The following is a 12,886-nucleotide window of genomic DNA, read 5'->3' on the forward strand; positions in this document are numbered from 1 at the left end:
ACTTCGTCAGAATCCCCAAAAGCCCCCTGACAAAACCCACCGCCGCATCAAGAATCTGCCCGCCATACTTGACCAACCGCAGGCTCAAATACGCCACACCCGCCGCCGGTAACGCGATGGTCAACACCACGCCAATCACCAGATCAATCAACAGAGACACCACAAAACCAGCCGCCATCTCGGCCATTTCACCGGGCGGCAATGCGTCCAGCCAGATCATCGCCGTGCGTAGCATCAGGAACAGTGCTGCCTCATCACTGGCCAGCAGCATCGCCTGTTCCATGACTTTGGGCGCATCGGTGGCGAGCTGCGCCAATTTGGCCGCTTCTGCGCCCAACTCTTCGACATACTTCAATGGGTCATCAAGAATCGCCTGTACGAGCTTGATGCTGTCCCACACATCACGAATCGCCGCCCAACCGCCTGCCAGTACGCCGCTGCCAATCGCGCTGACGGTGGACTGCTCCCAGCGCGGTTTAAAACCCGACCACTGCGCCCGAAGCCACTGCTCCAGATCCCCGGTCAGCCCAGCGTAAGACGCAAACAACGCGTCCACTTGCTCAGCAGAAACGCCCCCCTGCACCCGCACCTGATACCGACCACCCGCCGCGCAGTGGTGCGAGCCCTTGCCTTGTTCATCCAGCATGATCACGGTGGAACTGCCGTCATCCAGCCCGATCACCTCCACCGGGATGTTGCCGATCGGCACGTCATACACCGACTCGAACAGGCTCTCGATCTTCAGCTCGCCGCCCACCGCGCACTGGGCCACGGTCGAAAAGTCAGTATCCGTAATGCTCACCGCCCGCTGCGAATCGCCCACCCGCAACACCCGATCCATCCCCAGCAGCGACGGTATGTCCAGCGCATGGCTCACCGAATCCAGCGCACGCGAATACCACGCGTCCATCTGCTGGCGATAAATCACCAGGCTCTGATGGAAGCCATCCAGCTCAAATTCGATAAGGGCAATGTGGGAAGGGTGGGTCATCCGTGACGTCTCGGCAAAGGGCAAGGCGTCGGAGCATGCCGTAGCAAAACGCAGCGGGATGAACGGTTGAGAAATTCAGAAAGGGCTGACTGATCACGGGAAAAAGCCGCAAAAAACCAACCCAAAGGGCTACACGAAAAAGCGACAAAACTGATTGCAGTGCGGCAACTTAAATAAAAATCGCTCTCATCCTTGCCCGATTTCCCGACATGGCCGTCATGGTTTATAGAACCTCCCTTACGCAGGATTTCCCATGTCGCGCCTTGCTCGTCCCTTGCACCCACTGGCCTTGTCAGTGGCGATGGCTTTTGCCGCCGTGCCGTTGCTGACCGTCCAGTCCTCCTTTGCCGAAGAGACCAGCAGCGCCGTGCGCAGTTTCTCGATTCCCGCCGGTGACTTGAGCCAGGCGCTCAATAGCCTGGCCGAGCAGGCGGGCCTGGTGCTGGCGTTTGATGCAAGCCTGACGCGCGGTAAGCGCAGCAAGGGTTTAAGTGGGCAGTACGACACTGATGTGGCGCTGAATCAGTTACTCGCCGGCAGCGGCTTGCAAGCCTTGAAGCTCTCCGCCGACCGCTACCGCCTCGAAGCCATCCCGGATAACGGCGGGGCCATGGAGTTGCAGGCCACCACCATCAGCGGCGCATACCAGACTGAAAGCCCGACCGGGCCGGTGTCCGGTTATGTGGCCACGCGCAGCTTGTCGGGCACCAAGACCGACACGGCGCTAATCGAAACGCCGCAGTCGATCTCCATCGTCACCAAAGACCAGATGCGCGCGCAAAACGCCGAGAGCCTCAATCAGATCCTGCGCTACAGCGCCGCCGTCATTCCGGAAACCCGTGGCGCCACCGCATCGCGCCTGGACCAATTGACCATCCGGGGTTTCTCTCCGGCCACTTATCTCGATGGCCTGCGCATGCCCTCGAGCCGTGACGCCTTGCCGCAAAAGGATGCCTTTGACCTGGAACGCGTGGAAGTGCTGCGCGGCCCGGCCTCGGTCCTTTACGGGCAGGGCACGCCAAGCGGCGTGATCAACATGGTCAGCAAGCGCCCGCTGGATACGCCGTTTCACGAAGTAGGCGTGGAATACGGTACCTTCAACAAGAAGCGTACGACCTTCGACCTGAGTGGCCCATTGGATGATCAGGGCGTGTATTCCTACCGGGTGGCCGGGCTTTTCGACGATGCCGACGGGCAGGTAGAACACACCGAGACGCGCCGCCAGTCACTGTCCAGCGCCTTCACCTGGCGCCCGGACGACGCGACCTCGCTGACCCTGCTCGGGCATTTCCAGAAGGACCCCAAAGGCGCGTCCTACGGTTCGGTGCCGGCCTGGGGCTCGGTGCTGCACAGCCCGACCGGGCGCAGCATCGATGTGGACTTCTACGACGGCGAAAAGAATTTCGAGAAAAGTGACCGCGAGTACTACAGCATCGGCTGGGCATTCGAGCATCACTTCGATGACGTGTGGACCGTGCGCCAGAATGCGCGTTACCTGCGCAGCGAAGGCCAGTACCGCAGCCTCTACAGCAACTACCTGATGGCGGATTACCGCACCATCCGCCGCTCGACCATTGCCAGCGATGTCGACCTGGACGCCTACACCCTCGACAATCAGGTGCAGGCCAAATTCGACACCGGCCCGTTGCAGCACACCTTGTTGATGGGGCTTGATTACCAGAACACCAGCACCGACACCAAGTCCGGCTCGGGCGTTTACACCGCTGGCCCGACCCTGGATATCTTCAATCCGGTCTATGGCGCGTCGGTCCCGGTGCCGGCCTACACCACCGACGGCACTTCGCGCAGCGAGCAGACCGGTGTGTACCTGCAAGAACAGATGAAGTGGGACAAATGGGTCCTGTTGCTGGGCGGGCGCTATGACTGGGCCAGCACCGACAGTAGCACCAAGACGATTCGCACCGGCGCCAAGTCCGAGTCGTCCCTGGACAGCAAGGCATTTACCGGCCGTATCGGCCTGGTCTATCTGTTTGATAATGGTCTGGCACCCTATGCCAGCTACGCCGAGTCGTTCAACCCGCAGTCGGGCACCGGCTACGGTGGATCGGTGTTCAAGCCGACCGAAGGCAAGCAGTATGAAATCGGCATCAAGTACCAGCCGCCGGGCAGCAACAGCTTTATCACCGCGGCGATTTTCGACCTGCGCCAGACCAACGTGCTGACCACCGACCCGGACCCGACTCACCTGTGCGGCACCGGACGCTGCCAGAGCCAGGACGGCGAAGTGCAATCCCGTGGCTTTGAGCTGGAAGGCAAGGCCAGCCTCAATGACAACCTGGACATCACCGCGGCCTACGCCTACCTGGACAACCGCATCAGCAAGTCCAACAACACCGTGCGGTATGCACCCATCAGTGACATCGGCGTAGGCCCGGCCATCGCCGCCGAAGGCACCACCACTTACGGCGTGCCGCGTCACACCGCCTCGGCGTGGGCCGACTACACCTTCCATGATGGCAACCTGAAAGGTTTCGGTGCCGGTGCGGGGGCTCGGTATGTTGGCTCGTCCTGGGGCGATACGGCTAACACCCTCAAGGTGCCGGGCTACACCCTGTTCGATGCAGCCGTGCACTACGACATCCCGAACATCACCAGCCTGAAGGACAACCTGCGCCTGGCGCTCAATGCCACCAATCTGGCGAATAAAGAGTACGTTGCGTCCTGCTACTCCTATTCGTGGTGCTGGTATGGCTCGCAGCGCACCGTGCAGGCGAGCGCGACCTACCAGTGGTGAAGTAAAAAAGGCCTTGGCGAAAGAATTCGGGAGCAGCATCGCCAAGGCCGAAACGGGCTAGCGCTTAGCGGGCTCAATCCATTTGTTGACCACCGGCGCCTGCCACCGCTCAAGGGCATCGAGCAGGGCGCCGGGGTTGTCTTCGACGATCAGCATCTGGCTGTGTTCGGCCTTGATGAAGCCTTCCTGCACGCCGTGCGCGAACAGGCCCTGCAGCGGCGCGAAAAACTGTGCGGTATTCAGGCAGGCCACGCCTTTTTGATGCTCGCCCAATTGCGTCAGAGTCATCGCTTCCAGCAACTCCTCGAAGGTGCCGAGGCCACCGGGCAGGGCGATAAACCCATCGGCCAGTTCGCTCATGCGCGCTTTGCGGCTGCGCATGTCTTCGGTGATTTCATAGGCGCTGAGCCCTGGATGTATGTGCCCGAGCTCATGCAGCAATCGTGTGATGACGCCGATCACTTCGCCACCCTCAGCGAGCGCGCTGTCGGCAATCACGCCCATCAGACCCTTGGCGCTGCCGCCGTAGACCAGGCGAATACCACGTCGGGCGATTTCACGGCCCAGGGCTTTGGCGTCTTCACTGTAGCGAGGGTGGGTGCCGAAGTTGGAGCCGCAAAATACCGTGAGACTGCGCATCAGAATTCCTGGTTGGGGGAGGGCGTCGCAGTTTCACGGCTGTTGGCCGACAAGCACAGCGCCAAGAAATCACCTGATGACTAGGCCACCCAGCATTCCAGGAGGCGCCGGCCCAATGCTTCAGCGCTGGCCTGGGAGTCGATGTTGGCAAACCCCAGCAGCAGGCCGGGACCGCTGTGCTGCACGACATTCCATTCGCTCAAGGCTTCCGCGAAGAGGCCGACGCTTGCCAGTTTCTGCACCAGCAAGCGGTCCGATTGCGGGCTCTTGAATCGCAGGATCAGGTGCATCCCGCCAGGTTGTGCATCAATGGAAATATGCGCGCCCAATACCTTGCGCAACCCGTTGGCGGTGGCTTCGCGGCGCTCGCCGTACAGCTTGCGCATGCGCTGGATATGCCGGGCGAAATGCCCTTCGGCGATAAAACTGGCGACGATGGCCTGGGTCAGTTCCGGGCAGTTGCCGAGGAAGCTCTGGCTGACCTGTTCGAAACGCCCGACCTGGGAAACGGGCACCACGAGATACGCCAGGCGAATGCCGGGGAACAGCACTTTGCTGAAGGTACCCGCGTAAAGCACCCGGCCCTCGCGGTCCAGGCTCTTGAGCGCCGGTAGAGGGCGACTGACGTATCGGTACTCGCCGTCGTAGTCGTCCTCGATGATCCAGGCCTGTTCACGGCGGGCCCAGTCCAGCAGTTCCAGGCGGCGCGGCAGCGACAGCGACACACACAGCGGGCTTTGATGGGCGGGGGTGACAACCACGGCGCGGGCGGCGCTGAGGTGTTCTACGCAGAGGCCGTCCTGATCCACAGGTATGGGGATGGACTTGATCTGCAAGTGGTCCAGCAGCGGTCGTGTGGGCAGATAACCAGGGTCTTCGACCAGCACCGCGTCGCCGGGTGAGAGCAACGCATGGGTGACCAGGCTCAGCGTGTTGCGGTAGCCCGACGTGACAAAGATCTGCTCCGGCGTGCAGTGGATTCCTCGGGCCACCTGCAAGTAACTGGCGATAGCGGTGCGCAGCGAAGGCAGGCCGTAGACCGGCGGGTTGCCCATGTCCGCCAGTTGCGTGGCGCGCACGCAGCGGGCGGCGATTTTCGACCAGATCTTGCGTGGGAAAGCGTCCAGCGCCGGCAGGCCCATCTGAAAGGGCAGTACGTGTGACTGTTGTCGCACCGCGTTGTAGGGCGTGATGACCACCGGCGTAGGCTGGGCGCTCTGGATACCGTGCGCCACCACCGTGCCTGCCTGGCCGCGAGCCTCAAGATAACCCTCGGCGGTCAGTAATGCATAAGTGCTATCGATGGTACCGCGCGCGAGTCCCAACTCCTTGGCCAGCGCCCGCGCCGCCGGGACACGCTCGCCGGGCTTGAGCAGGCCTTCGGCGATGGCACTGCGAAAACGCCAGTAAAGCTGACGGTAGATCGGCTCGGCCGAGGTAGGGTCCAAAGGGGGCAACGTGTGCATGGGGGGGAGATTTCCTGGTCGCGGCTGCCTTAACTGTAGCGGCTGCATGACCTGTACCCAAGGACCATAACTGCAACATTTGACTAGGCCATCATGGTCTGGTCACCGGGTCCATTCTTGGCTCTTCAGAGGTGAGCCATGGCGCTGCAACATGGTGCCTTCACTCAACCTCGACAGGATTTATCATGACCACTCGCCTCGATTACACCCAAGCATCCCCGGAAGGCTACAAGGCTTTCGGCGGCGTTTATGTCTACCTGCAAAACTGCGGTCTGCCCAAGACGCTGATCGACCTGGTTTACCTGCGCGTTTCGCAGATCAACGGCTGCGCCTTTTGCATCGATATGCACTCGCGCGACCTGCTCAAGCAAGGCTTGGCCGTGGACAAGCTGGTGCTGGTGCCGGTGTGGCACGACGCACGGGATGTGTTCACCCCCCGCGAGCGCATCGCCCTGGCTTTCGCTGAAGCGGTCACCCACAGCGACGTCTCGGACGCAGAGTACGCAGCGGCCGCCGCCGAGTTCAGCGCCAAGGAGCTGGCCGACCTGACTTACGGCATTGCCTTGATGAACGCATTCAACCGCCTGGGCATCACCTTTCGCACCACGCCGGCTGCGGCCAACTGAAACCTGGCGCAATAAGGCAATTTAATGGCCCCTTTGTAACAAAATCCTCGCCAGAATCGCTTTTATTTTCAGGTGGTTAGGTGAGGATGCAAATGCGCTCTGTTGGAATCATGCTGATCGCCTGCTCCCTGGCCGGCGGCGCGGCTGCCGTGCAGGCACGGGAGCTGCGCGAGGGTGACAAGTACATGTGCAGTTGGGGCGCCGGCACCGCCGCCAGGGCCCAGGAACTCAAGCTGTCGGGCGTGTCGTTGTACGCGGCGCGGCAGAAGATCCAAAGCATGAAGTTCAGCAAGTCCTGGATGCGCATGATGGCCATGGGCATTACCGAACAGACCTACGACAGCCGTTCACGGCTCAAACCCGAGGCGATCCGCCAGGGCTTCTATCAGGATTGCGTGCGCTACAAAGTCGCACGCAAATAACGGCTTAACGTGACAGCGGCGAGCTGGCGTCTTCCTGGAAATACACCTTCGCCGTCTCAATAAACCGCCGATTGGCCTGGGACAGGTATTCGCTGGCGCGCCAGCACAGGTTGAAGTGCATGAACTGCGCCGGCTCGAATGAAACGCCGGCCAACCCTGGCTCTTGCTCCTGCACCGACCGCAGCAAGGTGGACACGCCCATGCCGTTGCGCGTGGCGGTAATCACCAGCGGCACGAAGTTGCTTTCCAGGGCTATGTTGAAACGCACGCGGGCGTTGTTGCAAAAGGCGTCCAACAGATGGCGTTGCAGGAAGGTGTTGTCGAACACCAGCATCGGTTCGTGTTGCAGCCGCTGCGCCGAGATGGACGAGAGGCCCGCCAGCGGGTGATCTTCGGCCATGCACAACACCATCTCATCGCTGCCGAGCAGCACCGACTCCCACGCCGGATCAACCCGTCGCGACTCCAACAACGCCACATCGATGTCCCGCGTTGCCAGGCGTTCGCTGATGTCATCGGCGCTGCCTTCCACCACATGCATGGCAATTCCAGGGTATTGGGCGCGAAATTGCATCAGCAGGTCGGGAATATGACGGATGCCGTACATGGGCGGCACGCCAACGCGGATTTCGCCGCTGTGCAGTTGGGTCAAGTCCTGCAATTCACGGCGGGCACCGGCCAAGCCTTCAAGGCACGTCTCGGCGCGTGCCAGGAACAGCTGGCCTTCGGCAGTCACGCTGATCTGCCGCGTCGCGCGGTTGAACAGGGCCACGCCTAACTCACCCTCCAACCGGCTCACCGCCATGCTCAGTGCCGGCTGTGCCACGTGCAAGGCCTGGGCGGCCTTGGTGAAGCTGCCTTGGCGGGCGATCTCGACGCAGTACTCCAGCGCTTTCAGGTTCATGACGGCTCACATAACAAAGAGTGATGGCTGGCTTCACAAATGGATATTTTCTGTGATGAAGGCAAGTCTATAGCCTGTCGGCATTCTTCTCCATGCCGAGTGCTCCTCCATGCCCAACCATTGGCTCTTCACACTGATTATCGGCGCGCTGGGCGGCAGCCTTGCCAGTTGGGCGGGGTGGCCGTTGCCCTGGGTGATCGGTTCGCTGGTCGCCGTGATGCTGATCCGTTGCGCCGGCAGCTTGGTGCCGGAAATCCCCCATGGCCGCCAAGCCGGGCAACTCATCGTGGCGGTTGCCATCGGCTGTCATTTCACGCTGCCGGTGATGCAGCAAGTGGCGGCTCATCTCGGGCTGATCGTCACGGCGGTGTTGCTGACGCTGGTACTGGCGCTGTGTTCGGTGCTGATCCTGCATCGCTGGGGCGTGCCGTTCAGCACAGCGTTCTTCGCCTTGATGCCGGCCAACTCCAGCGAGATGGTGCACCTGGGCCGCCAACGCCAGGGGGACACCAGTTTTATTGCCGCCGCCCATAGCATCCGATTGTTGCTGATTCTTTTGACGGTGCCGGCTGTCGCCACTTTCGGGATGCCCCCTGTAGCTGCGCATGCGCCATTGCCGGTCATCTGGCCCTGGCTGATCTTCATCCTCGCCGTGGGCTGGCTGGCGGCCCTGGGTTTCAAGCAGTGCAAGTTGCCTAACCCCTGGACCTTCGGGCCGTTCCTGATTTGCGCGGTGGGGGTGGGCTGCAATCACCTGTCGATGAGCATGCCGGGCTGGCTCAGCGGCAGCGGCCAATTGCTGATTGGCTGCGCATTGGGCGTCGCGTTTGACCGCAGTTTCTTCCAGCGCGCACCGGGCCTGCTGGGCAAAGTGCTGCTGCTATTGACCGGTTCGGTGATCGCCAGCGCATTGGCCGCCTGGGCGCTGGGTGCCGGGTTGGGCATGCCGTGGCTGTCGCTGGCCCTGGGCATGATGCCCGGCAGCGCGCCGGAAATGAGCCTCACCGCCGAGGCACTGGGCCTGGCCGTTACATTGGTGACGGCGATGCAGGTGATCCGCATGTTGCTGATCCAGGCGGCGTGCCTGCCGTTGTATCGCCTGTTGGATCGGCCTTCTGAAGCACCGTCCAGTGCAAAATCTGCGTAGACCTGTCCAACTTCGCCCCGGCGCCACTCGCCATACTGGCGCCAGGTAACGACGAGGCCCAAGCCATGACTGACTATGTATTCACACCTACGCAAACCCCGTCCCTGGCCGTGCAGGGCAGCGAAGCACGCTTCCCGCTGCGCCGGGTGTTCTGTGTGGGTCGCAACTACAGCGAACACGCTCGTGAGATGGGGCATGACCCGGACCGCGAGCCGCCATTCTTCTTCATGAAACCGGCGGATGCCGTGGTGCCGGCCGAAGGCGTGATCGCCTATCCGCCGCTGACCGCCGACCTGCACCACGAAGTGGAACTGGTGGTGGCCATCGGCAAGGGCGGGGTGGAGATCAGCCCGGAACAGGCGTTTTCCCACATCTGGGGGTATGGCGTCGGCATCGACCTGACCCGTCGCGACCTGCAAGCCCAGGCGAAGAAGCTGTCACGCCCGTGGGATTGGGCCAAGGCTTTTGATGCGTCCGCACCGACGACTGCGCTGCAACCGGTGAGCGTGGTCGGGCATCCGTCCAGCGGCAAGATCTGGCTCAACGTGAACGGTGAACAGCGCCAGGTGGGCGACCTGGCCGACCAGATCTGGTCCGTCAGTGAAGTGATCAGCCATGCCTCCAAATCCGTCGCACTGAAGGCCGGCGACTTGATCTTCACCGGCACTCCGGTAGGCGTCGGCACCTTGCAACCAGGCGATGTCATCACCGCCGGCATCGACGGCATCGGCGAGTTGCGTTTCACCCTCGGCCAGGGTTGAGGTTACAGTGGTGCCCAGGCCGCCCGAGAGACCGTTATGCCAGGCACCCGCGTCACCACTTACGGCATGGAACAACGCAGCGACCGCCCCGACTTCTACATCCGCGACAAACGCGGGCGAGCGGCGCTGACCAGCCCCCATCGCCATGAGTATTTCCAGATCCAGATCAACCTCGGTGGCGACACCGTGCAGCATATCGGCGGCGCGGTGCGGCCGTTTCCGCGCAAGGCGCTGGCATTTATCCTGCCTCACCGCCTGCATGTAATTCCCCATCCCGAAGAGGGCGAATTCATGCTGATCAACTTCAGCCAGGCGTTTTTCCTGCCGCAGTTGACGTGCGATCCGCTGGACCTGGAAGACATTCCCATCGGCCAGGCGCCGGAGCTGTCGCCGTTTCGCTTCCAGGAGCAGTTGGACTTCATTCTCGAAGACGCGGCGTTCGAGCAGGTGCAAACCTGGCTTGCCCACATGCGCGAACTCGATGCCCACCGCACCTTCGGCGCCCGCGAACGCCTCAAGGGCTACCTGTTTCAACTGATCGGCCTGGTCTGCGAACAGTACGCCGAGCCGTTGCAGGCCTTCGCTGCCAACAATGCCACGCGGCGTGGACGCAAGGATGCATTGGCGCGGGTGCAGGGCTATATTCGCGAGCACCTGCATGAACCCACCCTCAACCTCACGGATGCAGCGGCGGCGGCGTTCCTGTCGCCCAACTACCTCACTCACCTGTTGCGCAAGGAAACCGGCAAACCCTTCTCGCAACTGGTGCTCGACCGCCGCATGCAGTTGGCGCGCACCTTGTTGCTCAACAGTGCGCAGATGATCGGCACGGTTGCGCACCGCTGCGGTTTTACCGACGAGGCGTATTTTTCCCGATGTTTCCGCAAGGCCCATGGCGTGGCACCGGGGCAATTCCGACGGCAACAGCGCGAGGCTCTGTAGGGCGTTTTACAAATCCACGACATTCAGTATGTTTCTATTTGCATACAATTGCGCCCTCTACTAGGGAGGCCAGTATGCAAACGCTAATCCGCGTGGCGACGCAGGACGATGTCGACACGCTCTTCGCCATTCGCACCTCGGTGGTGCAAAACCATTTGAGTGTCGAGCAAATGGCCGACCTGGGTATCACGCCGCAGGTGCTGGCCGACAGTATCCGCGCGGCGCCTTGCGTTTGGATCGCCGAGGTGGATGGCCAACCGGCCGCGTTTGCCATGGTCGATCAGGCCGAAGGCGAGGTGTTCGCGATGTTCGTGCGGCCGGCTTTCGAGAACCTCGGCCTGGGTCGTCGACTGATGGCCGTGGCCGAGGCTGCGCTGTTTGAACACCATGATCGGTTGTTCTTGATTACCGACGGCCGTGACGGAATCCGTGCCAACGGGTTTTATCAGCGGCTGGGGTGGAGCGTGGTCGGTCCAGTAGACGGCGATGACGTGCGTTACGAGAAGAGCAGGGCGCAATAACGTCATGAGCCCACCCGAGCCGCCGTCTTCCAATAGCTTTCGCTACTTTGTGCTCGGCGTGCTCTGTGCTGCGGTGTTGCTGGGGTTCTATTTTGTGCGGCTCAACGCCGAGGTTGACCGCGAGCGGGAAGCCGCCAACCAACGCCTGGCGCTGTGCAGGCAGGTGGAAAGTGTAGGGCGCTCGGTACTGCCCAATAGCCTTGAAACCCAGGAAGCCTGCAAACAATTGAATGAGCGTATATCCAAAAGTGTAACGCCGCTTTAATCCAATAACCCTTTTTTATAAGTGGAAATAGTGTCGGTAGTTGCACCAAAAAGTGGCACTCATAGACCGTGCTACCTTAAAAAATGTGTGGTTATTGAATGACTTACAGCGATTTTAATCCGACGAAAGGATTAAAATAATCTTGTTACAGGTTTTTACAATCGTTACTATAGCCGGGCGTTCACCTCCCACGGTTTATGCATTTTTAAATCCCAAGTTTCCATCAGCTACTTGGGATTTTTTTTGCCTTTAATTTGACCTTCGCGTCAAACTTCATCGCCAGCGAACTCGGCGCGCATCCGCCCATTACGTTTGGCCTGATACAGCAACTTGTCGACCTCTTCGACAAATCCCAGCATCGGACTGTCGGGTTTCACGATGCGTGTACCGACGCCCAGGCTCAGGGTCAGCAGGTTCGACACCGCCGAAAAACCATGCTCGATCTGCTGCTGGCGGATCAGGTGCAAGCAACGCTGCGCCACTTGCCGGGCGGAATCCGCATCAGTTTCCGGCAGCAACCACACAAACTCTTCGCCGCCAATACGCGCAATGAAATCCCTCGGACGGTTGGCCGCCTGGGACAGGGTGTTCGCCACCTGACGCAGGCATTCATCGCCCTTGATATGGCCGTAGTGGTCGTTGTACTGCTTGAAAAAATCGATATCCAGAATGATCAGCGACAGGGGCAATTGGCTACGCTGGGCGCTGGCCCATTCACGCTCCAGCACCGTGTCAAACATACGCCGGTTGGCGATGCCGGTCAGGCCGTCCTGGTAGGAATATTCCTCAAGTTGTTTTTGCAGGCGCACCAGGTGCTCTTCGGTCTTCTTGCGCTCACTGATATCGAACATGAACCCGATCAGCGCCTCGACCTCGCCGTCCTTGCGCACCACGTGCACCACATCGCGAATCCACACGTAGTCGCCGTTCACGGTCAGCGCGCGGTAGTCCGCTTCGTGGTCCACCCCGGCGCGCGATTGCGACACGCAGAAATTCACCACGTATTCACGATCATCCGGGTGCATGCGCTCCACCCAGTCGTCCACGCTCACCCAACTCTGCGGGGTCCAACCCAGCAAGGTCTCGATCTGCGGGCCGATGTAGCTGAAGGTCATGCTCTGCCAATCAATGCGCCAAGGGATGGCCTTGGTCGACTCCAGCAAGGTCTTGTATACATCGCTGTCGGGTTGGCTCGGAGGGTCGATGCTCATAGGGGTTTGGCTCAAGATGATGGCGAAAAGCCAAGAGCGTCTTGTGATCGACGCATTGAGTCAAGCCCTCGCCGGAGCAGCAGACGAGAGGTCGAAACGCGGGTTTTCTGGCGTCAGTGATTCGGCGTTTTCGGGGCGAAATGAGGCATGGCTAACACTTTTGCATTAATGCTTCCATGGCCTGTAGAACCTCATCTACTCTGTCTCCATCACAACACCTCGTGAGGCCCAGGGAT

The 12,886-nt window shown here is 60.9% G+C and carries 12 protein-coding genes and 1 pseudogene; 8 read left to right on the top strand and 5 right to left on the bottom strand.

What is annotated here, in order from left to right; genetic code table 11:
• Positions 1 to 991 (bottom strand): annotated as a pseudogene (locus tag HX868_RS10230) (type IV secretion protein Rhs); the annotation flags it as partial.
• Between the two features lie 253 nt (positions 992 to 1,244).
• Here HX868_RS10230 and HX868_RS10235 point away from each other — a divergent pair.
• A complete protein-coding gene (locus tag HX868_RS10235) occupies positions 1,245 to 3,746 on the top strand; it encodes a TonB-dependent siderophore receptor (RefSeq protein WP_177002767.1) in 2,502 nt (833 codons plus the stop codon).
• A 57-nt stretch (positions 3,747 to 3,803) separates the two neighbouring features.
• Here HX868_RS10235 and HX868_RS10240 read toward each other — a convergent pair whose 3' ends face one another.
• Together HX868_RS10240 and pdxR are read right to left on the bottom strand one after the other, a co-directional pair.
• Positions 3,804 to 4,385 carry an LOG family protein gene (locus HX868_RS10240; protein ID WP_177002768.1) on the bottom strand — a complete coding sequence of 194 codons (582 nt, stop codon included), beginning with the start codon at positions 4,383 to 4,385 and terminating at the stop codon, positions 3,804 to 3,806.
• Positions 4,386 to 4,465: 80 nt separating this feature from the next.
• Positions 4,466 to 5,851, bottom strand: coding sequence for a MocR-like pyridoxine biosynthesis transcription factor PdxR (gene pdxR / locus HX868_RS10245; RefSeq protein WP_177002769.1), 1,386 nt, complete (start codon positions 5,849 to 5,851; stop codon positions 4,466 to 4,468).
• A 185-nt stretch (positions 5,852 to 6,036) separates the two neighbouring features.
• Between pdxR and HX868_RS10250 the strand changes: the two genes are divergently transcribed.
• Entirely contained in the window at positions 6,037 to 6,477 is a 441-nt protein-coding gene (locus tag HX868_RS10250) for a carboxymuconolactone decarboxylase family protein (RefSeq protein WP_177002770.1), read from the top strand.
• A gap of 92 nt (positions 6,478 to 6,569) precedes the next feature.
• On the top strand, positions 6,570 to 6,899 hold the full coding sequence (locus HX868_RS10255; RefSeq protein ID WP_025999890.1) for a hypothetical protein: 330 nt from the start codon (positions 6,570 to 6,572) through the stop codon (positions 6,897 to 6,899).
• Positions 6,900 to 6,903: 4 nt separating this feature from the next.
• On the opposite strand, the gene HX868_RS10260 is transcribed toward HX868_RS10255, so the two are convergent.
• Positions 6,904 to 7,803 carry a LysR family transcriptional regulator gene (locus HX868_RS10260; RefSeq protein WP_177002771.1) on the bottom strand — a complete coding sequence of 300 codons (900 nt, stop codon included), beginning with the start codon at positions 7,801 to 7,803 and terminating at the stop codon, positions 6,904 to 6,906.
• A gap of 109 nt (positions 7,804 to 7,912) precedes the next feature.
• Here HX868_RS10260 and HX868_RS10265 point away from each other — a divergent pair, with 109 nt between their 5' ends.
• The 5 genes from HX868_RS10265 to HX868_RS10285 all read left to right on the top strand — a co-directional run bounded on the left by HX868_RS10265 (position 7,913) and on the right by HX868_RS10285 (position 11,439).
• Positions 7,913 to 8,950: an AbrB family transcriptional regulator gene (locus HX868_RS10265; RefSeq protein WP_177002772.1), complete on the top strand. Its 1,038-nt coding sequence runs from the start codon at positions 7,913 to 7,915 to the stop codon at positions 8,948 to 8,950.
• 65 nt (positions 8,951 to 9,015) lie between these two features.
• The gene (locus HX868_RS10270; protein ID WP_177002773.1) at positions 9,016 to 9,711 is read left to right on the top strand and encodes a fumarylacetoacetate hydrolase family protein; all 696 of its coding nucleotides are present in this window, start codon (positions 9,016 to 9,018) and stop codon (positions 9,709 to 9,711) included.
• A gap of 36 nt (positions 9,712 to 9,747) precedes the next feature.
• The gene (locus tag HX868_RS10275; RefSeq protein ID WP_177002774.1) at positions 9,748 to 10,653 is read left to right on the top strand and encodes a helix-turn-helix transcriptional regulator; all 906 of its coding nucleotides are present in this window, start codon (positions 9,748 to 9,750) and stop codon (positions 10,651 to 10,653) included.
• A gap of 74 nt (positions 10,654 to 10,727) precedes the next feature.
• A complete protein-coding gene (locus HX868_RS10280; protein ID WP_177002775.1) occupies positions 10,728 to 11,174 on the top strand; it encodes a GNAT family N-acetyltransferase in 447 nt (148 codons plus the stop codon).
• Positions 11,175 to 11,178: 4 nt separating this feature from the next.
• Positions 11,179 to 11,439: a hypothetical protein gene (locus HX868_RS10285; RefSeq protein ID WP_177002776.1), complete on the top strand. Its 261-nt coding sequence runs from the start codon at positions 11,179 to 11,181 to the stop codon at positions 11,437 to 11,439.
• Positions 11,440 to 11,705: 266 nt separating this feature from the next.
• On the opposite strand, the gene HX868_RS10290 is transcribed toward HX868_RS10285, so the two are convergent.
• Positions 11,706 to 12,650 carry a sensor domain-containing diguanylate cyclase gene (locus tag HX868_RS10290; protein WP_095017618.1) on the bottom strand — a complete coding sequence of 315 codons (945 nt, stop codon included), beginning with the start codon at positions 12,648 to 12,650 and terminating at the stop codon, positions 11,706 to 11,708.
• Between the last annotated feature and the right edge of the window lie 236 nt (positions 12,651 to 12,886).

The organism is Pseudomonas reactans, from assembly GCF_013385825.1.
Classification (GTDB): Bacteria; Pseudomonadota; Gammaproteobacteria; order Pseudomonadales; family Pseudomonadaceae; genus Aquipseudomonas; species Aquipseudomonas reactans.

What these genes read in the sequence shown, in the direction of transcription:
- HX868_RS10250 (WP_177002770.1), top strand. Translation starts at nt 6,037, where the DNA reads ATGACCACTCGCCTCGATTACACCCAAGCATCCCCGGAAGGCTACAAG.
- HX868_RS10285 (WP_177002776.1), top strand. Translation starts at nt 11,179, where the DNA reads ATGAGCCCACCCGAGCCGCCGTCTTCCAATAGCTTTCGCTACTTTGTG.
- pdxR (WP_177002769.1), bottom strand. Translation starts at nt 5,851, where the DNA reads ATGCACACGTTGCCCCCTTTGGACCCTACCTCGGCCGAGCCGATCTAC.
- HX868_RS10265 (WP_177002772.1), top strand. Translation starts at nt 7,913, where the DNA reads ATGCCCAACCATTGGCTCTTCACACTGATTATCGGCGCGCTGGGCGGC.
- HX868_RS10290 (WP_095017618.1), bottom strand. Translation starts at nt 12,650, where the DNA reads ATGAGCATCGACCCTCCGAGCCAACCCGACAGCGATGTATACAAGACC.
- HX868_RS10270 (WP_177002773.1), top strand. Translation starts at nt 9,016, where the DNA reads ATGACTGACTATGTATTCACACCTACGCAAACCCCGTCCCTGGCCGTG.
- HX868_RS10255 (WP_025999890.1), top strand. Translation starts at nt 6,570, where the DNA reads ATGCGCTCTGTTGGAATCATGCTGATCGCCTGCTCCCTGGCCGGCGGC.
- HX868_RS10235 (WP_177002767.1), top strand. Translation starts at nt 1,245, where the DNA reads ATGTCGCGCCTTGCTCGTCCCTTGCACCCACTGGCCTTGTCAGTGGCG.
- HX868_RS10275 (WP_177002774.1), top strand. Translation starts at nt 9,748, where the DNA reads ATGCCAGGCACCCGCGTCACCACTTACGGCATGGAACAACGCAGCGAC.
- HX868_RS10280 (WP_177002775.1), top strand. Translation starts at nt 10,728, where the DNA reads ATGCAAACGCTAATCCGCGTGGCGACGCAGGACGATGTCGACACGCTC.
- HX868_RS10240 (WP_177002768.1), bottom strand. Translation starts at nt 4,385, where the DNA reads ATGCGCAGTCTCACGGTATTTTGCGGCTCCAACTTCGGCACCCACCCT.
- HX868_RS10260 (WP_177002771.1), bottom strand. Translation starts at nt 7,803, where the DNA reads ATGAACCTGAAAGCGCTGGAGTACTGCGTCGAGATCGCCCGCCAAGGC.